16 protein-coding genes are annotated in these 17,573 nt (G+C 71.7%); 9 read left to right on the plus strand and 7 right to left on the minus strand.

Annotated features, from left to right (window positions below; all coding sequences use genetic code 11):
• Nucleotides 1-77: 77 nt before the first annotated feature.
• Nucleotides 78-437, plus strand: coding sequence for a helix-turn-helix domain-containing protein (locus tag OG276_RS17870; protein ID WP_266906681.1), 360 nt, complete (start codon nt 78-80; stop codon nt 435-437).
• Between the two features lie 71 nt (nt 438-508).
• On the plus strand, nt 509-919 hold the full coding sequence (locus tag OG276_RS17875; RefSeq protein WP_266906683.1) for a PPOX class F420-dependent oxidoreductase: 411 nt from the start codon (nt 509-511) through the stop codon (nt 917-919).
• A gap of 18 nt (nt 920-937) precedes the next feature.
• Here OG276_RS17875 and OG276_RS17880 read toward each other — a convergent pair whose 3' ends face one another.
• The 6 genes from OG276_RS17880 to pdhA form a co-directional block, all read right to left on the minus strand.
• Nucleotides 938-1,687, minus strand: coding sequence for a hypothetical protein (locus OG276_RS17880; RefSeq protein ID WP_266906685.1), 750 nt, complete (start codon nt 1,685-1,687; stop codon nt 938-940).
• A gap of 100 nt (nt 1,688-1,787) precedes the next feature.
• Entirely contained in the window at nt 1,788-2,348 is a 561-nt protein-coding gene (locus OG276_RS17885) for a hypothetical protein (RefSeq protein ID WP_266906687.1), read from the minus strand.
• 128 nt (nt 2,349-2,476) lie between these two features.
• Nucleotides 2,477-3,418 carry a GNAT family N-acetyltransferase gene (locus tag OG276_RS17890; RefSeq protein WP_266906689.1) on the minus strand — a complete coding sequence of 314 codons (942 nt, stop codon included), beginning with the start codon at nt 3,416-3,418 and terminating at the stop codon, nt 2,477-2,479.
• A gap of 117 nt (nt 3,419-3,535) precedes the next feature.
• Complete coding sequence (locus OG276_RS17895; RefSeq protein ID WP_266906691.1) at nt 3,536-4,999, minus strand: dihydrolipoamide acetyltransferase family protein; 1,464 nt, start codon at nt 4,997-4,999, stop codon at nt 3,536-3,538.
• Nucleotides 5,000-5,012: 13 nt separating this feature from the next.
• On the minus strand, nt 5,013-5,993 hold the full coding sequence (locus OG276_RS17900) for an alpha-ketoacid dehydrogenase subunit beta (protein WP_266906693.1): 981 nt from the start codon (nt 5,991-5,993) through the stop codon (nt 5,013-5,015).
• 5 nt (nt 5,994-5,998) lie between these two features.
• Nucleotides 5,999-7,204 carry a pyruvate dehydrogenase (acetyl-transferring) E1 component subunit alpha gene (gene pdhA, locus OG276_RS17905; protein WP_266906695.1) on the minus strand — a complete coding sequence of 402 codons (1,206 nt, stop codon included), beginning with the start codon at nt 7,202-7,204 and terminating at the stop codon, nt 5,999-6,001.
• Between the two features lie 324 nt (nt 7,205-7,528).
• On the opposite strand from pdhA, the gene OG276_RS17910 reads away from it, so the two are divergent.
• Nucleotides 7,529-8,191: a response regulator transcription factor gene (locus OG276_RS17910; protein ID WP_266906697.1), complete on the plus strand. Its 663-nt coding sequence runs from the start codon at nt 7,529-7,531 to the stop codon at nt 8,189-8,191.
• A 166-nt stretch (nt 8,192-8,357) separates the two neighbouring features.
• Nucleotides 8,358-8,774 carry a pyridoxamine 5'-phosphate oxidase family protein gene (locus OG276_RS17915; RefSeq protein WP_266906699.1) on the plus strand — a complete coding sequence of 139 codons (417 nt, stop codon included), beginning with the start codon at nt 8,358-8,360 and terminating at the stop codon, nt 8,772-8,774.
• Nucleotides 8,775-8,865: 91 nt separating this feature from the next.
• Here OG276_RS17915 and OG276_RS17920 read toward each other — a convergent pair whose 3' ends face one another.
• Nucleotides 8,866-10,482, minus strand: a complete 1,617-nt coding sequence (locus OG276_RS17920) for a protein kinase (protein ID WP_266906701.1) — start codon at nt 10,480-10,482, stop codon at nt 8,866-8,868.
• Between the two features lie 260 nt (nt 10,483-10,742).
• On the opposite strand from OG276_RS17920, the gene OG276_RS17925 reads away from it, so the two are divergent.
• From OG276_RS17925 to OG276_RS17945, 5 genes are all read left to right on the plus strand, one after another.
• Nucleotides 10,743-12,446 carry a protein kinase gene (locus OG276_RS17925; protein ID WP_266906703.1) on the plus strand — a complete coding sequence of 568 codons (1,704 nt, stop codon included), beginning with the start codon at nt 10,743-10,745 and terminating at the stop codon, nt 12,444-12,446.
• 104 nt (nt 12,447-12,550) lie between these two features.
• The gene (locus OG276_RS17930; protein ID WP_266906705.1) at nt 12,551-13,090 is read left to right on the plus strand and encodes a hypothetical protein; all 540 of its coding nucleotides are present in this window, start codon (nt 12,551-12,553) and stop codon (nt 13,088-13,090) included.
• A gap of 142 nt (nt 13,091-13,232) precedes the next feature.
• Nucleotides 13,233-13,895 carry a PadR family transcriptional regulator gene (locus OG276_RS17935; RefSeq protein ID WP_266906707.1) on the plus strand — a complete coding sequence of 221 codons (663 nt, stop codon included), beginning with the start codon at nt 13,233-13,235 and terminating at the stop codon, nt 13,893-13,895.
• 33 nt (nt 13,896-13,928) lie between these two features.
• Nucleotides 13,929-14,660: an ABC transporter ATP-binding protein gene (locus tag OG276_RS17940; protein WP_266906709.1), complete on the plus strand. Its 732-nt coding sequence runs from the start codon at nt 13,929-13,931 to the stop codon at nt 14,658-14,660.
• Nucleotides 14,657-17,506: an FtsX-like permease family protein gene (locus OG276_RS17945; protein WP_266906711.1), complete on the plus strand. Its 2,850-nt coding sequence runs from the start codon at nt 14,657-14,659 to the stop codon at nt 17,504-17,506. The genes OG276_RS17940 and OG276_RS17945 overlap by 4 nt, the downstream gene beginning before the upstream one ends.
• The last annotated feature ends 67 nt before the right edge of the window (nt 17,507-17,573 follow it).

The following is a 17,573-nucleotide window of genomic DNA, read 5'->3' on the forward strand; positions in this document are numbered from 1 at the left end:
TTTTCCGTACGTCACTAGTAATAACACAGTCGCTTACTTTTTCTCACCCCCTAAGTCGCGGGTAGTACCCTGGAGCCATGGCGGACAAGGGGAAACACCAGGACGCGGGCGCCTGCAGCCGGGTGAGCGAGGGCATCACCCAGGTCTTCGGGCTGCTCGGAAAGCGCTGGACCGGCGTGATCGTGGCCTCGCTGATGGACGGCCCGGTGCACTTCGCCGACCTGCGCAGGTCCATCTCCGGCATCAGCGAGCGCATGCTCTCCGACCGCCTGGTCGAGCTCGGAGCGGCCGGCCTCGTCCTGCGCGAGGTGGACGAGGGACCGCCCCTGCGGGTCGCCTACCGGCTGACGGAGCGGGGCTCCGCGCTGAAGCCCGCGCTCACGGAGCTGGGCCAGTGGGCCGAGAAGTGCCTGATCAAGGACGGGGACGCCGGCTGACCTGCCGTAGTCGCCCCGCGTCCGCGCCAAAGTCGCTTGGGGCGTGCGGGCACGACCATTAGCGTGCCCACATGACCCTTGTACTGAACGACACCGTGCGAAAGCTCCTCGACGCCCCCCACCCCGCGGTGCTCGCCACCCTCAACCCGGACGGCAGCCCGCAGAGTTCGGTGGTGTGGCTGACCCGCGACGGTGACGACGTCCTGATCTCCACCGAGCGCGGCCGCCGCAAGGAACGCAACATCGTGGGGGACCCCCGCGTCGGCCTCACCGTCTTCGACCTGGCCAACTCCTCGCTCTACGCGGAGATCCGCGGCACCGCCACCGTCACCGAGGACATCGGCCGGGCCGTCGCCGTCCGCGTCGCCGAGGAGTACGAGGGCCCGGGCGCGGGCGAGGAGTACGCGAACCTCCCGGCCGAGAACGTCCGGGTCGTCATACGCCTCAGCCCCGCCAAGGTGCTCGGCAGCGCGGCGCGCTGAAGCCCTGCGGAAGGCCTTTTACGGGAGCCCCGGCCGCACCGCCGCCCAGGCGTCCACCGCCACCGCCAGGGGGTCGGACGCCGCGAGGTACGGCCGAGCCGGCTCCGTGCAGCGCATCAGGTTCTTGATGCGGCGCAGCCGCAGGATGGCGGGGCGCGGCAAGTCCCGCCAGCCGGGAGCCTGCTCGGCCGCCTGCGCCGGGGTCAGCTCGAAGAGCGCCAGCACGTCCCGGCACAGGGCGGCGGGGTCACGATCCGGATCGCCGTCCCCGCCGGGACCGAAGCGCTGGATCAAGTAGCTCCGTACGTACGGCCGTTCCTCGGGACGGCCCAGCCGGTCGAGCGCGGCGAGCGCGACGCGGCCCCAGCGCAGCCGCACCCCGTCGGGCAGCTCCTCGTCCTGCATCCGGAACGTGGCCAGGGACCGCAGCTGCTCCGAATCCGGCTCCTCCAGCAGCGGGGGCCCGGTGGCCAGCCACGCCTCCAGCTCCCCCAGCGCGTGCCCGGTCGGCGGTACGCACGTCAGTACCTGCCCCCGCGCGAGCAGAGCGACCACGGGCCCCGTGAGGTGCACCTTCGCCACGTGCCCCGCGTCGAAGGAGCCGACCGTGCGCCCGTACCGCTCGATCTCCCGCAGCCTGGTCCGCAGTTCGCCGGTCGCGTACACCTGCCCGGCCCGCGCCACCCCGCCGATGCACCGCACCACGCACACCCCGCCCGCGGCATCGGCCGCCTCGACGGCACACACCTGCAACTCCGCGAAGGACACCCGGCCCCACCCCTCTCCCGGCGGGGAGGCTACCCCCGGGAGCCCCGGCGCGCGGTCACTTCCGGGTTCACGGCGGGGCCCGACGGGCCGATCCGGCCGGTCATACCGAAGCCTCGCCGGCCCAGACCTCGGGCTTGACCAGCACAGGGTCCGCCACGGAGCGCGCGCCGGCCGCGTAGGCGAGCCAGCGCAGGTCCTCCCAGGAGAAGAAGGGCTCACCCCAGGTGTCCGCCCAGAGCCGCACCGCGCCCTCCTCCGCGGGCGAGCGCGTCATGTCCCACCAGGCCCAGCCCCGGACTTCCGTGTCGGGATCGAAGCGCCAGAGCCAGTCCTGCAGGCGCCAGGGCGTGTCACCGGTCCGCTCGGTGTACCGGCCGCGGCCCTCCGCCGCGAAGGGCTCCGGGGAGGCGCCGCCCCGGCAGGCGCCGGAGAACCACGCGGGAATCGTGTCGACGGGCACGTCGCCGTCGTCGTCGAAGGCCCCCGAGACGGCGATCTCCAGCACGGCGTCCAGGAGGCCGCGCAGCCTGCTCGCGTACTGCGCCGGGTCCCCGTCCACGCCGATCTCGAAATGGGCCAGGACCGGGGGCGCGCAATCTTGCTCCGGCCGGCGGGATGCCCGGGACCTCTCCGCGGCAAGGTCCGCAATTTCGTGCAGCATGTCACCATCTTCGCCAATGAGCCCGGACGTTGCCGTTCTCGTCGATGTGCACCCTCTGGGGGATGGATCCCCTCCGGCGCCGGACGGCGTCCTGAAGAAACGCGCTGTCGGGGACCCCGCCGGTTCCCTCAGGCCCCCGGGGCCGCCTCCATGACCAGGCGGATTTCCGTGACCTCGTAGCCGGCTCGGGTGAAGGCGGCGGCCATCGGGGCGTTCACGGTGTCCGTGGTGGCGGTGATGCGGTCGGCTCCCTCGGAGGCGTGGAAGCGGGTGATCTCGGCGAGGATCTCGTCGATCAGGCCCTGGCCGCGCTGCTCCGGGACCACGCCGAGGTAGCCGACGTTGCGGTGGTACGGGGTCGCGGAGGGGATCGCCATGCCGGCGAGCGTGCCGTCGGGCAGGTGGGCCAGGCGCCACCAGGAGCGCTCGCCCGGGCAGTCGGTGTAGAACTCGATGTCGTCGCGCGCCAGTTCCTCGGCGTCGATCGTGCGGAGCTCGTTCTGCGTGTGCAGGTCCAGGCTGCCCTGCGAGAGGCGGACGAAGGCGCCCTGGAACTCCTCGTCGGTGCCTTCGCGGAAGACGAGGCGGCCGGTGGGCTCGGCGGTCCCGGCGGCCGGGGTCCACTCGAAGCGGAGTCGCTCGATCTCGCGGACCAGACCGGAGGAGGCGGCCGCCTTCTGGCGCCAGGCGACCGCGTCGGCCAGGCCGTCGGGGGAGGTGCGCCAGTCGCGCGGCAGCGAGACGTTGTAGTCGGGGAGCTTGCCGAAGGCCTCGTGCCCGGCGGCGAGCAGCCCGGCGGCGACGGCGGCCGGGTCGGCCACGGAGCTCCGTACCTGGAGGCAGTCGAGCGCGATCGGCCGCTCGCTGTCGGCGCGACCCCACCACAGGGCGCGGGCCAGGATCTCGCCGTTCTCGTCCTCGGCGAACCAGGTCCACTCGGGGCGCATCTGGCCCGCGGCGAACTCTTCGCGGATCTTCTCGGGGGTGAGGGCGGGAACGGGGCCGTCGGCCGGGTAGGCCAGGGCGCGGTCCAGGTCGGTGGGGTCTGCTGTGGCAGCGCGGAAGTGCATGGCCCGATCATCACACCGGGCGGAGACGGTCTTCAAAGAGTTTCTGCACGTCAGAGGCAGTTTGGTACGGAATTCCGGCCCCCGGGTGGAATACCCGGGGGCCGGTCCGCCGGGCCGTCAGGACCAGGTGATCAGACGGCGCGGGTGCTCCAGGACGGCGGCGATGTCCGCGAGGAAGCGGGAGCCGAGTTCGCCGTCGATGAGGCGGTGGTCGAAGGACAGCGCCAGGGTGGTGACGTGGCGGGCCTTGACCTTGCCCTTGTGGACCCACGGCTGGAGCTTGATCGCGCCGACCGCGAGGATCGCGGACTCGCCGGGGTTCAGGATGGGCGTACCGGTGTCGACGCCGAAGACGCCGACGTTGGTGATGGTGATGGTGCCCTGCTGCATGTCGGCCGGGGAGGTCTTGCCCTCGCGGGCCGTGGCGACCAGCCCGGACAGGGCCTGCGACAGCTCGCCGAGCGTCTTGGCGTGGGCGTCCTTGATGTTCGGGACGATCAGCCCGCGGGGCGTGGCCGCCGCGATGCCCAGGTTGACGTAGTGCTTGAGCACGATCTCCTGGGCCGCCTCGTCCCAGGACGCGTTCACGTCCGGGTTGCGGCGGATCGCCACGAGGACGGCCTTGGCGATCAGGAGCAGCGGGTTGATCCGGAGCCCAGCGAGGTCCGGGTCCTCCTTGAGCTCCTGCACCAGCTTCATCGTGCGGGTCACGTCGAAGGTGATGAACTCGGTGACGTGGGGCGCGGTGAAGGCGGAGCCGACCATGGCCTGGGCGGTGACCTTGCGGACGCCCTTGACCGGGATACGGGTCTCGCGGGCGGAGCCGGACACCTCGGCCGGAGCCTGTACGGGGGCCGCCTGAGCCGCCACCACCGGCGCCGCCGGGGCGACCGGAACCGCCGGGGCCACCGTCTGCGGGGCAATGGCCGCAGCGGCCGCGGCGTGCACGTCCTCGCGGGTCACGACCCCGCCGTCGCCGGTGGGGGTCACCGCCGCCAGGTCGATGCCGAGGTCCTTGGCGAGCTTGCGCACCGGCGGCTTCGCCAGTGCCTTGCCCGCGCCGCCCTGGGCGGGGACCACCACGGGGGCGGCCGGAGCGGCCGGAGCCACAGGAGCCGCCGCCTGGGCCACGCCCGTGCCGTTCTGCGCGGCGACCGCGGGCTGCGGCGCAGCCTTGCGCGGGCGGCGCTTCGTAGAGGCGGTGGAGACTCCGTAGCCGACCAGAACGGGCTGGCGGGCCGCGGGGGCCTCGGGCTCCGCCTCGGCGGCGACCGGAGCGGCGACCGGAGCGGCCACAGCGGGTGCCGCTGCTGCCGCCTCTGCCGGAGCCTCGTCGCCGGAGCCGGTCTGCACCGAGATGATGACCTGGCCGACGTCGACGGTGACGCCCTCCTCGAAGAGGAGCGCGTGCACGACCCCGTCGAAGGGGATCGGCAGCTCGACGGCCGCCTTCGCCGTCTCCACCTCGCAGACGACCTGGCCGTCGGTGACGGTGTCACCCGGCTGGACGTACCACTTGAGGATCTCGGCCTCGGTGAGGCCCTCGCCCACATCGGGCATCTTGAATTCGCGGATCGTCATCGCAGGGCTCTCCTCAGTACGCCAGCGAGCGGTCGACTGCGTCGAGCACCCTGTCCAGGCCCGGCAGGTACTCGTCCTCCAGGCGGGCCGGCGGGTACGGGGCGTGGTAGCCGCCCACGCGCAGCACGGGCGCCTCCAGGTGGTAGAAGCACCGCTCCGTGATGCGAGCGGCGATCTCCGAACCCACACCGAGGAACACCGGCGCCTCGTGGACCACCACGAGCCGGCGGGTCTTCTCCACCGACGCCTGGATCCCGTCGAAGTCGACCGGGGACATCGAGCGCAGGTCGAGGACCTCCACCGACTTGCCCTCCTCGGCGGCCGCCGCGGCGGCCTCCAGGCAGACCTTCACCATGGGCCCGTAGGCCGCGAGGGTGATGTCGGTGCCCGCACGGGCCACCCGCGAGGCGTGCAGCGCGTCGGGGATGGCCTCGACGTCGACCTCGCCCTTGTCCCAGTAGCGGCGCTTCGGCTCGAAGAAGATCACCGGGTCGTCGCTGAGGATGGCCTGCTGGAGCATCCAGTAGGCATCGCTGGCGTTGGACGGCGAGACCACCTTCAGGCCCGGGACGTGCGCGAACAGCGTCTCCGGGGACTCCGAGTGGTGCTCGACCGCGCCGATGCCGCCCGCGTAGGGGATGCGGATGACGACCGGCATCTTGATCTTGCCGAGCGAGCGCGCGTGCATCTTGGCGAGCTGCGTGACGATCTGGTCGTACGCGGGGAAGACGAAGCCGTCGAACTGGATCTCCACGACCGGCCGGTACCCGCGCAGGGCCAGGCCGATCGCGGTGCCGACGATGCCCGACTCGGCGAGCGGGGTGTCGATGACCCGCTCCTCGCCGAAGTCCTTCTGGAGTCCGTCGGTGATGCGGAAGACGCCGCCGAGCTTGCCGACGTCCTCACCCATGATCAGGACCTTCGGGTCCTCTTCCAGGGCCTTGCGCAGGGAGTCGTTGAGCGCCTTGGCGATGGTGAGCTTCTGTACGGCCATGACGGTCACTCCCCGCCTTCGAAGGACGCGAGGTAGGCGGCGAACTGCGCGCGCTCCTCGTCGACGAGCGCGTGCCCGTCCGCGTAGACGTTCTCGAAGATCGCCATCGTGTCGGGGTCGGGCATGGAGCGGACGACCTCGCGCACCCGCTTGCCGAGTGCCTCGCTCTCCACCTCCAGCTCCGCGAAGTACGCCTCGTCGGCGCCTCCGGTGGCCAGCAGGTGGGCCTTCAGGCGCAGGATCGGGTCCTTGGCCTCCCAGGCCGCCGTCTCCTCGTCGCGCCGGTACTTCGTCGGGTCGTCGGAGGTGGTGTGCGCACCCATCCGGTACGTGAAGGCCTCCACCAGGGTGGGTCCCTCGCCCCGGCGGGCCCGCTCCAGCGCCCAGCGGGTCACCGCGAGGCAGGCCAGTACGTCGTTGCCGTCCACCCGGACGCCCGGGAAGCCGAAGCCCTGGGCGCGCTGGTAGAGCGGCACGCGCATCTGGCGCTCGGTGGGCTCGGAGATGGCCCACTGGTTGTTCTGGCAGAAGAACACCACGGGCGAGTTGTAGACCGCCGAGAAGGTGAAGGCCTCCGCCACGTCGCCCTGGCTGGACGCGCCGTCGCCGAAGTAGGCGATGACGGCCGAGTCGGCGCCGTCCTTGGCCACGCCCATCGCGTACCCGGTCGCGTGCAGCGTCTGGGAGCCGATGACGATCGTGTACAGGTGGAAGTTGTTGGTGGTCGGGTCCCAGCCACCGTGGTTCACACCGCGGAACATGCCGAGCAGGTTGGTCGGGTCGACCCCCCGGCACCAGGCGACACCGTGCTCGCGGTACGTCGGGAAGACGTAGTCGTCGTCGCGCAGGGCCCGGCCGGAGCCGATCTGGGCGGCCTCCTGGCCGAGCAGCGAGGCCCACAGGCCCAGCTCGCCCTGACGCTGGAGGGCGGTCGCCTCCCCGTCGAAACGGCGGGTCATGACCATGTCGCGGTACAGACCGCGCAGGTCATCGGTGGTGATGTCGGCGACGAAGGGCGCGAACTCCGCGACGTCGGGATTCTCCGCGACGTCGACGCGCACCCCCTCGGGCGTCAGCAGCTGTACGAGCTGGGGCTCGGCGTCATGCGTCTTCGCGGTGGCAGCGGCGGGCTTGGCGGCGCTTGCCGCGCCGGCCGGCCGCTTGGTGCCGCTGCGGCGCGGCTTGCGCGCGGCAGTGCTCTCCACGGTCACGATTGCTCCTCCGTCGGTCCGGCACCCGGGTTCTCCGGGGACCAGTGCGGCTCACCTGATCTCTGCCCGCGCACGGGGTGGGTGCGCTTCGGGTCTGGGATTCAGGCGTGACAGGTGCCCCGGCGAGTGCCCTGCGCAATGCACGTTACCCAGTGCGTCGCATATCTGCGAAACCCCGTTTGACCTGCGATTTTGCTTGGATTTCCAAGTAAATCGGCGGAACCGGGAACAACCACTGGTCACAGCCTTGCAGGGGGCCGGAACAACGGCACGTTATCCCGGCCGTCCCCGGCAGGGAAGGGGTGAGTGTGTGAAACTGAGTTCGTGCGCGAAAACGGAAAAATCAAGGTATTCCTCCTGGACGACCACGAAGTGGTACGTCGGGGAGTTCACGAGCTGTTGTCGATGGAATCGGACATCGAGGTGGTGGGTGAGGCCGGTACGGCCGCCGACGCGCTGGTCCGGATCCCCGCCACCCGCCCCGACGTGGCCGTTCTCGACGTCCGGCTGCCCGACGGCAGCGGCGTGGAGGTGTGCCGCGAGGTGCGCTCCCAGAACGAGGACATCAAGTGCCTGATGCTCACCTCCTTCGCGGACGACGAAGCGCTGTTCGACGCGATCATGGCCGGTGCCTCGGGCTACGTGCTCAAGGCGATCCGCGGGAACGAGCTCCTCAACGCGGTGCGTGACGTGGCGGCCGGCAAGTCCCTGCTGGACCCCGTCGCCACGGCCCGGGTGCTGGAGCGGCTGCGCGACGGCAAGAACGGCAAGGGCGACGACCGCCTGTCGAACCTCACCGAGCAGGAACGCAAGATCCTCGACCTGATCGGCGAGGGCCTGACGAACCGCGTCATCGGCGAGCGGCTGCACCTGGCCGAGAAGACCATCAAGAACTACGTCTCCAGCCTGCTGTCCAAGCTCGGCATGGAGCGCCGGTCCCAGGCCGCCGCGTACGTGGCCCGCCTGCAGGCCGAGAAGGGGCGCTAGCCTCCGCAGGCCTCCCTGCAATCGCTCCCCGCATTCGCTACACAGCGTTACGCCCCGTGGTCGCACGTTTCCACGGGGCGCGCTGTTTAATTCGGGACCAACGTCCCCGATGTGCGGGGCGGGATCCTCTTTTCCGGCAGGGTGTCGGTACCGGACAGTGGATGACATGTCCCCAGAGGAACTTCACGCCATCGAACTGCTGCGCCGCGTGCCGTACGGCCGAGCCGCCACCAGCATGCGCGCGCTGCCCTTCCTCGCGATCGCGCGCCACATCGTGGTGAACGGCAAGGTCGTCCTGAGAATGCATTCCGGTTTCGGCTACCACCAGGCCTGCAACGGCAGCGTGGTCTCGTACGGGGCCGACAACTTCAATTCCGGTGAGGCCGAGCTGTGGTCGGTGCAGTTCACCGGTACGGCGAACCTCGTCGAACCCACCACGGCCGAACTGGAACTGTTCGGACCCGCTCCGCACTTCGTGGACGGCGCGGTCTTCGACCCCGTCTACATGCGCATCGAGCCGCACCTGGTCACCGTCCACACCTTCGCGGGCACCATGGACCGGCAGTACCAGCACGCGCTCTGAGCGACCCACCGGGACTTTGGTCCCGAAGCGGAACGGCCCGGCGGCCATGTCGATGACATGGCCGCCGGGCCGTTCTCGTACCTCGGGACGACTACTCTGCGTCGGCCGGGTTGCCGTCGCCATCGGGCTTCGACGGCGTCGGCGACGGCGACGTCGGCTTCGACGGGCTCGGCGTGGGCGTCGGGGTCGGCGTGGGCGTCGGCGTGGGGGTCGGCGTCGGCGTGGGCGTCGACGACGGGGAGTACGACGGCGAGTACGAGTAGCTCGGCGTGGAGGACCTGCTGCGGCTCGGGCCCGGCGTGTACGAGCTCTCCGGCGCCGACTTGGACGTCGAGGTGTCCGGCTCCGGGGTGTCCTGCGTCGTACCCGCCGGGGAGGACACGGAGTTCGACGACGGGGTCCCGCCGTTGCCGGGGTCCTTCTTGCCGCCGAGGTTGTCGACGGCGTACGCCACGCCACCCGCGACCGCGAGGATGGCGAGGACCGCGAACAGCCACATCTTCCACTTGCCGCCGCCGGGGCGGTCGTCGTACCCGCCGTTCCCGTTGTACCCGCCCGGCCCGTTGTACCCGCCGTTCCCGCCGTGGCCGTTGCCGCCCCCGCCGGGGTAGGCGGAGCCGTCGTCCGGGTTCAGCGGCGGCACCATCGGCTGCTGGAACTGCGAGGTGTTGGAGTGCGAGCCGTACTGCGGCTGCCCCTGGCCGGGCGTGGCCATCGCCGTGGTCTGCGCCGGGCCGCGGCCGTGCGGCAGCGCCATGGTGACCGGGCCGGTGTTCCAGGTGCCGCTGTTGGGCCCCTGGTCGTGCAGCATCTGCAGGGCGTACTGGACCAGCCCGCGCATCTCCTCGGCACTCTGGAACCGGTCGTCCGGGTCCTTGGCGAGGGAGCGCATGACGAGCCCGTCGAGCTCCTGCGGGATGTGGGCGCCCTCCGGCAGCTGCGACGGCGGGATCGGCGCGTCCTGCACGTGCTGGTAGACCACCGACAGCGGAGTCTCCCCGGTGAACGGGGGACGCAGCGAGAGGAGTTCGTAGAGCAGGCAGCCCGTCGCGTACAGGTCGGAGCGGTGGTCCACGGCCTTGCCGAGGGCCTGTTCGGGCGAGAGGTACTGCGGCGTGCCCATGACCATGCCGGTCTGGGTCATCGTCGACTGCGCGCCGTGCAGGGCGCGCGCGATGCCGAAGTCCATCACCTTGACCGCGCCGGTGTCCGTGATGATCACGTTGGCGGGCTTGATGTCACGGTGCACGATGCCGTGCTGGTGCGAGTACGCGAGCGCTTCGAGCACGCCGGAGGTGATGATCAGCGCCTGGTCGGGGCCCGGGGCCTCGGCGCTGATCAGCAGGTCGCGGATGGTGCGGCCCTCGACCAGTTCCATGACGATGTAGGGGACGACGTTCGGGCCGACCCGGTCCTCGCCCGAGTCGTACACGGCGACCACGGCATGGTGGTTCAGGCCGGCGACCGACTGCGCCTCGCGCGTGAAGCGGGCCTTGGACACCGGGTCCTCGGCCAGGTCCGGGCGCAGCAGCTTGACGGCGACGGTCCGGCCCAGCCGGACGTCCTCGGCCGCGAAGACCTCGGCCATGCCGCCCCGGCCCAGACGGTGGGTCAGCCGGTAACGGCCGTCACCCACCAGGCCGCCCGCGCCCCAGTGCTCAGGACCCTCTGCCATCCCGGCGCCGCTTCCCTCGGGTTCGGGTGCCATCAGTCCTCACCGTCGTCTGTCTCGGCCGCCGCTCAGCGGTAGTCCTCATCGTGTGCTCCGACGAACGCTACAGCCTCGCAACCGGTCATTGTTCGGGTGACGACGCCCGCGGTCGACGACGCGTACCGCCTGTGGACCCCTTGTGGCCTTGTGGTCACGGAACGGGAACCCGGCTTGACGTGTGCTTGCCCTCCGGCAGACTGAGGCCGACATGCGCTCAGCCAGAGGCGTAGGGACACACCCGAGGGGAAGCAACAGTCATGAGCCAGGACGGCACTCAGGGCCAGTACGCGGGCGGCTCTCTGGCCGGTGGCCGTTACCAGCTAAGGGACTTGCTGGGCGAGGGAGGCATGGCCTCCGTTTACCTCGCCTACGACACCGCGCTCGACCGCCAGGTCGCCATCAAGACCCTGCACAGCGAGCTCGGGCGCGAGCAGTCCTTCCGCGAACGCTTCCGCCGCGAGGCCCAGGCTGTAGCGAAACTGTCGCACACCAACATCGTCTCGGTATTCGACACCGGTGAGGGCGTCGTCTCCTTCGCGGACCCCTCGATCGCCGACGGCGGTGTCATGCCGTACATCGTCATGGAGTACGTCGAGGGGCAGCCGCTCGGCTCCGTCCTGGACGGCGACATCAGGCAGTACGGGGCCATGCCGGCCGACAAGGCGCTGAAGGTGACGGCCGACGTGCTGGCCGCTCTGGAGAGCAGCCACGAGATGGGGCTGGTCCACCGCGACATCAAGCCGGGCAACGTCATGATGACGCGGCGCGGAGTGGTCAAGGTGATGGACTTCGGCATCGCGCGGGCCATGCAGTCGGGGGTCACCTCGATGACGCAGACCGGCATGGTCGTCGGCACCCCGCAGTACCTCTCCCCCGAGCAGGCGCTCGGGCGGGCCGTGGACGCCCGCTCCGACCTGTACTCGGTGGGCATCATGCTCTTCGAGCTGCTGACCGGGCGGGTCCCCTTCATCGCCGACTCCGCGCTGGGCATGGCGTACGCCCACGTACAGGAGGAGCCCGTCGCGCCCTCCTCCATCAACCGCTCGGTCACCCCGGCGATGGACGCGCTGGTGGCGCGGGCCCTGAGGAAGAACCCGAACGAGCGTTTCCCCACCGCCGCCGCCATGCTCGACGAGGTCGCGCGGGTGGCGGGCGCCGGGCACACCGGAGCCCCGGCCATCGTCCCGGGCGCGCACCCGACGAACAGCGGCGCCGGGCTCGGCTCGGCCGTGTTCCCGCCGGTGGACTCCGCCCTGCAGGCACCGCCGCCGTCGGTGCAGCAGCCGTACCAGGCGCCGCACACCCCGGTGCCGTCCGCGTACGCGCCGACGCCGCAGCCGATGGCGCACCCCGGGCCGCAGTCCGGGGCGTACGGGTACCCGCAGCAGCAGCCGCTGCACCAGCAGGCGCAGACCCCGGCGCCGTACGGGGTCCCGACCCCGCCGCCGTACACGATGTCGCCGCAGGGCGGGCATGGCGGGCAGAGCGGCCACGGGCCGGCCGCCGGTTCCGGGAAGAAGAAGAACATCCCCGTCCTGGTGGGGTCCGTCGTGCTGGCGCTGGCGGCCATCGGCGGGCTGATCGCCGCGCTGGACCTGGGCGGAGACGACAAGGACAAGGCCGGGCCGACGGACCCGGGCTCCTCGACTTCGGCGTCCGCCCCGGCGAAGGCCGGGCACAAGGGTCCGGACCCTTCGCGGACGATCGATGAGAAGAGGTGCAAGGAGGCGACGAAGGACCAGGACCCGGCCAAGGTGATGGCACCGGACTTCCGGACCATCGACCAGGTCTCGGTGAAGGCGTGCATCCGGGCCGCCGGCTGGAAGTACGACCCCAAGCCCAAGGACGAGGCGATCTACGGCGAGGGGACCGTCGTCCAGCAGCAGCCCGAACCCAACATCGCGTTCGACCCGACGAAGACCACCATCACCCTGTGGATCTCGACGGGCGACCCGGAGTAGGCGACCCGTAGTAGGCGGCCCGCAGTAGGCGCGGCGTAGAAGCCCGGCATCCCGAACGGCCTGTACGGGATGCCGGTTTTGTCCGGTTATGTAAATCTGAGTCCGTGACCTACGCCCGCGCGCTGCGCTGGACCGCCGGGGCAGCGTTGGCGACCGCCACGCTGCTGATGACGGCGCCCGGACACGCCGCGGCCTCCGGGTCCGCCCCGGGCCTCTCCCCCGGGCTGCCCTTCGCCTCCGCTTACGTCTTCGCCGCCGCTCCGGCTGCCGCGACCACTCCCGCCGCCGCTACCGATGCCGCTACCGATGCCGCCACCGACGCCGACTCTGCGGACCGGGTCTTCGAGGACCTCGCCGGAAGTTCCGCCGGGTCCGGGCGGGAACGGCCCGGGCGGCCGGTGGGCGAGCCCGCCAATCCCGAGACCGTGCTCGCCGCGCGCCCCGTCCCGGCGCACCCGCGCACCGAGCGGCTCCCGGCGGTCCCCGCGGCCCCCTCCGCACCCCCCGTGATCGGCGCGCTCGGCACCGAGCCGAACGAGCGGGCCGCCGATCTGGCCGCGCACATACTGCCGCTCGGAACGGGGTTCGCCCTGATGGGGCTGGGTCTCGGATTCATGGGAATGCGGCTGCGCCGGGGCATGTAGCCCCGGTCCCGCCATCGGTCCTGACCCCGCCCCGCCCCGGGTCCCGGCCCCGCCCCGACGCCGGTCCCGACCCCGGGTCCCCCTTGCGATGTAGGCCCCAGGATGGTTGCGGAGGGATACATACTCGGTATACATACTGAGTATGTCGATCCGCCACGGCCTTCTCGCCCTGCTGGAACGGGGCCCCCGGTACGGCTCCCAACTGCGCACCGAATTCGAGTCCCGCACCGGTTCCACCTGGCCTCTCAACGTCGGGCAGGTGTACACCACGCTCGCCCGGCTGGAGCGCGACGGCCTCGTCGCCCCCGGCGGCGAGGACACCGCCGGGCACACCCTGTACGCCATCACCGAGACCGGGCGCCACGAACTGCGCGAGTGGTACGAGCGTCCCGTCGACCGGGCCAACCCGCCCCGGGACGAGCTCGCCATCAAGCTCGCCATGGCCGTGGGCGCGCCCGGCGTGGACATCCGCGCCGTCATCCAGGCCCAGCGGCACGCCACCGTCCAGGCCATGCAGGACTACACCCGGCTCAAGGCCCAGGCGCTCGCCGCCATCGAGAGCGGGCGCGGCAACGAGCGCGACGACATCGCCTGGCTGCTGGTCCTGGAACAGCTGATCTTCCAGACCGAGGCCGAGGCCCGCTGGCTCGACCACTGCGAGTCCCGGCTCGTACGGCTGTCCGCGCGCGGGGAGCGCGCACCGGCCGAAGCCGAACCGCCCGAGGGCACCACCGTCCCGACCACACCCACACCCACGACCACCGACCGGTCTCTTTCCCGCACCGCCCGTACGCGGCGGGTCTGAACCACCGCTCAACGTCCCAGGGGGGAACCCTTCATGCCCGACCAGCCCGTATTGCAGCTGGACCAGCTCGTCCGCATCCACGGCAGCGGCGCCACCGAGGTGCACGCCCTGCGCGGGATCGACCTCTCCGTGTACCCCGGCGAACTCGTCGCCGTCATGGGCCCCTCCGGGTCCGGCAAGTCCACGCTGCTGACCCTCGCCGGCGGACTCGACACCCCGAGCAGCGGCAAGGTGATCGTCGAGGGCACCGACATCACCACCGCGAGCCGCAAGCAGCTGGCCGCCCTGCGCCGCCGCAGCATCGGGTACGTCTTCCAGGACTACAACCTGATCCCGGCGCTCACCGCCGCCGAGAACGTCTCCCTGCCCCTCGAACTCGACGGCGTCTCCGCCCGCAAGGCCCGCGTCAGCGCGCTCGCGGCCCTGGAGGAGATGAACCTCGGCCAGCTCGCCGACCGCTTCCCCGACGAGATGTCCGGCGGCCAGCAGCAGCGCGTGGCCATCGCCCGCGCCCTGGTCGGCGACCGCCGCCTCGTCCTCGCCGACGAGCCGACCGGCGCCCTGGACTCCGAGACCGGGGAATCCGTACTCGCCCTGCTGCGCTCGCGCTGCGACGCCGGCGCGGCCGGAATCCTGGTCACCCACGAGCCGCGCTTCGCCGCATGGGCCGACCGCGTGGTGTTCCTGCGCGACGGCAGCGTCGTCGACGAGACCCTGCGCAGCCGGGCCGACTCCCTCCTCTCCGGGCAGGCGGCCGCTCAGTGATCTCCTGGTACCACTCCTGGATCGCGGCGATCCGGATAGCCCGCCGCGACGCCTGGCGCTCCAAGGGCCGCAGCGCCCTCGTGCTGGCCATGATCGCCCTGCCGATCGTCGGCGTGAGCGCCGTCGACCTCACCATCCGCAGCTCGGAGCTCTCCACCGAGCAGCGCGTCGGACGGATGCTCGGCGCCGCCGACGCCCTGGTGACCGCCACTCACATGGGCACGGCCCTCTACCAGAGCCCCGACGGCGAGAACTACGCCCCGGTCGGCGGCTACGACAAGTACGAACCGAGCGCCAGCGGCCGCGACGAGGGCATGGCCGCCCCGCAACTCCCGGCCGGATCGCAGTCCGTCAAGGACAGCACCACCTACGCCAAGGTCCGCACCCGCCACGGGATCCTGGACGCCGAGCTCCGCGAGGTGGACCCGGCGAGCCCGCTGGTCAAGGGCCTGTGGACGCTGGAGCGCGGCCGGCTGCCGAAGGCCGCCGGCGAGATCCTCGCCACCGGCGCCTTCCTGGAGGAGTCCGGGTACTTCCTCGGCTCCAGCGTGACCCCGCGCGAGTCGACCACCACGTACAAGATCGTCGGCGTCTACGAGCTGCCCTCCGGCCTGAACACCCCGCAGCTCCTGGCCCAGCCCGGCACCCTGCTGGCCCCGCTCGACCGGGACCGCAAGGCCGCCGGCGGCACGGGGCTGGAGCCCCAGGACTCGTACCTGGTGAAGGTCGGCGGCGAAGGTTTCACGTGGAACATGGTCAAGGAGGCCAACGCCAAGCAGCACCTCCTCGTCAAGTCCCGCGTCGTGCTGCTGAACCCGCCGGCCGACTCCGAAGTGCCGCTCTACACGGAGCAGAACAGGGACGCGTGGCGGTACGAGGCCGGCCTCGGAACCACCGAACTCGCCATCGTCTCCACCGTCGTGGGCCTCGCCATGCTGGAGATCTGCCTGCTGGCCGGACCGGCCTTCGCGGTCGGCGCCCGGCGTTCGCGCCGCCAGCTCGGCCTGGTCGGCGCCAACGGCGGTGACCGGCGGCACATCCGGGCCATCGTGCTCTCCGGCGGCCTCGTCATCGGCGCCGCGGCGGCCGTCACCGGCACCGCCCTCGGCATCGCCCTCACCATCGGGCTCCGCCCGGTGCTGGAAGGCGTGATCGGCGAACGGTTCGGCAGCTTCGACGTCCGCCCGCTGGAACTGCTCGGCATCGGCCTCCTCGCCGTCCTGACCGGTCTCCTGGCCGCCATCGTGCCGGCCGTCAACGCCTCCCGGCAGACCGTGCTGGCCTCCCTCACGGGCCGCCGCGGCGTGCGCCGGGCCAACCGGGTGCTGCCCGTCATCGGGCTGATCGCCATCGCCGGCGGGGCCGCCATCGCCCTGTTCGGCTCCGTCGCCAAGATGGGCGAGACCGTCGTCGCGGGCGGCAGCGCCATCGCCGAGCTCGGCGTCGTCGCCCTCACCCCCACCCTGGTCGGCCTCTTCGGCCGGGCCGGCCGGTGGCTGCCGCTGTCGCCCCGGCTCGCCCTGCGCGACGCCGTCCGCAACCGGGGGCGTACGGCACCGGCCGTGGCCGCCGTACTGGCCGCCGTCGCCGGCACCGTGGCCGTGGCCACGTACCAGCACAGCCGGGAGATCCAGGCGCGGCACGACTACGTCGCCAGCCTGCCCTTCGGCACCGGGGTGATCGAGACCAACGAGTACACCGCGTTCCGGGACGTACCCGCGATGCGCGAGACGCTGTCGAAGGAACTCCCGGTGGCCGTACGGGCCGACGTGGAGCGGCCCGTCGTCGGCAAGCCGGGCTGCTCCCCGTACGGAGAGAGCGCGGAGTGCGGGCGGACCCAGATCGTCATCCCGAAGGTGCAGCGCTGCCCCCTCTACTCGACCGAGGAGGGACCGAGTGCGTTCCCCCTGGCCGAGCGGAAGAAGCTGGCCGCGGACTGGCGCTGCCAGGAGGACCGCAACGGCACCCAGTACTCCCTGGTCGTCGCCGACGAGAAGCTGATGGCCGTCATGGCCGTCGACGACCCGGGCGCGGCGGCCGCGCTCAAGGCGGGCAAGGCCGTCTCCTTCAAGAAGCAGAACGTGCTCGGGGACAAGGTCACCGTCCGGCTGGTCATGGGCCGGGACGAGCCCGCCCCGGGCTCCGCACCCGATGAGCCGCCGCCCGGCACGGACAAGGTCTTCGCCGCGTACCAGGTACCCGCATCGGTGAAGGGCTACGGCCTGGAACTGGTGCTGCCGCCCTCGGCCGCGAAGAGCGCCGGGATCACCTCCGTCCCCTTCGGCTCGTACTTCACCCTCGACGGGGACGCGAGCTCCGAGCAGCGCCAGCGCCTCGACGGGGCCCTCGACAAGCTGGGCCTGGACACCAACGTACGGATCGAGAAGGGCTACGAGGGCGACGACAGCCTGGCCATGCTCGTCCTGACCATCTTCGCGGGCCTGGTCACCATCGGCGCGGCCGGCATCGCCACCGGCCTGGCCCAGGCGGACGCCGAGGGCGACCTGAAGACCCTGGCGGCGGTCGGCGCACCGCCGCGCGTGCGGCGCACGCTCAGCGGCTTCCAGTGCGGGGTGGTCGCCCTGATGGGCGTGGTCCTCGGCTCGGCAGCCGGCATCCTGCCGGCGGTCGGGCTCCGGCTCACCGAACGGCGGGCCGCGGCCGACATGATCCGGGAGGGCATCGAGAGCGGCTACTCGGCGGCCTCCGAGGCCGTGCCGTACATCCCGATCTCGGTGCCGTGGACCACGCTGGGCGGGCTGCTGATCGTCGTCCCGCTGGGCGCGGCGCTGCTGGCGGCCCTGGTCACCCGTTCGAGCGGAGCACTGGCCCGCCGAGAGGTCTGACGGGTCCGGCGCCGCTCGATCTCTCTCTTGGTGCCCCCGCACAGGGTGGATCACGCCCGTGCGGGGG

This window comes from Streptomyces sp. NBC_00086, assembly GCF_026343255.1.
Lineage (GTDB): Bacteria > Actinomycetota > Actinomycetes > Streptomycetales > Streptomycetaceae > Streptomyces.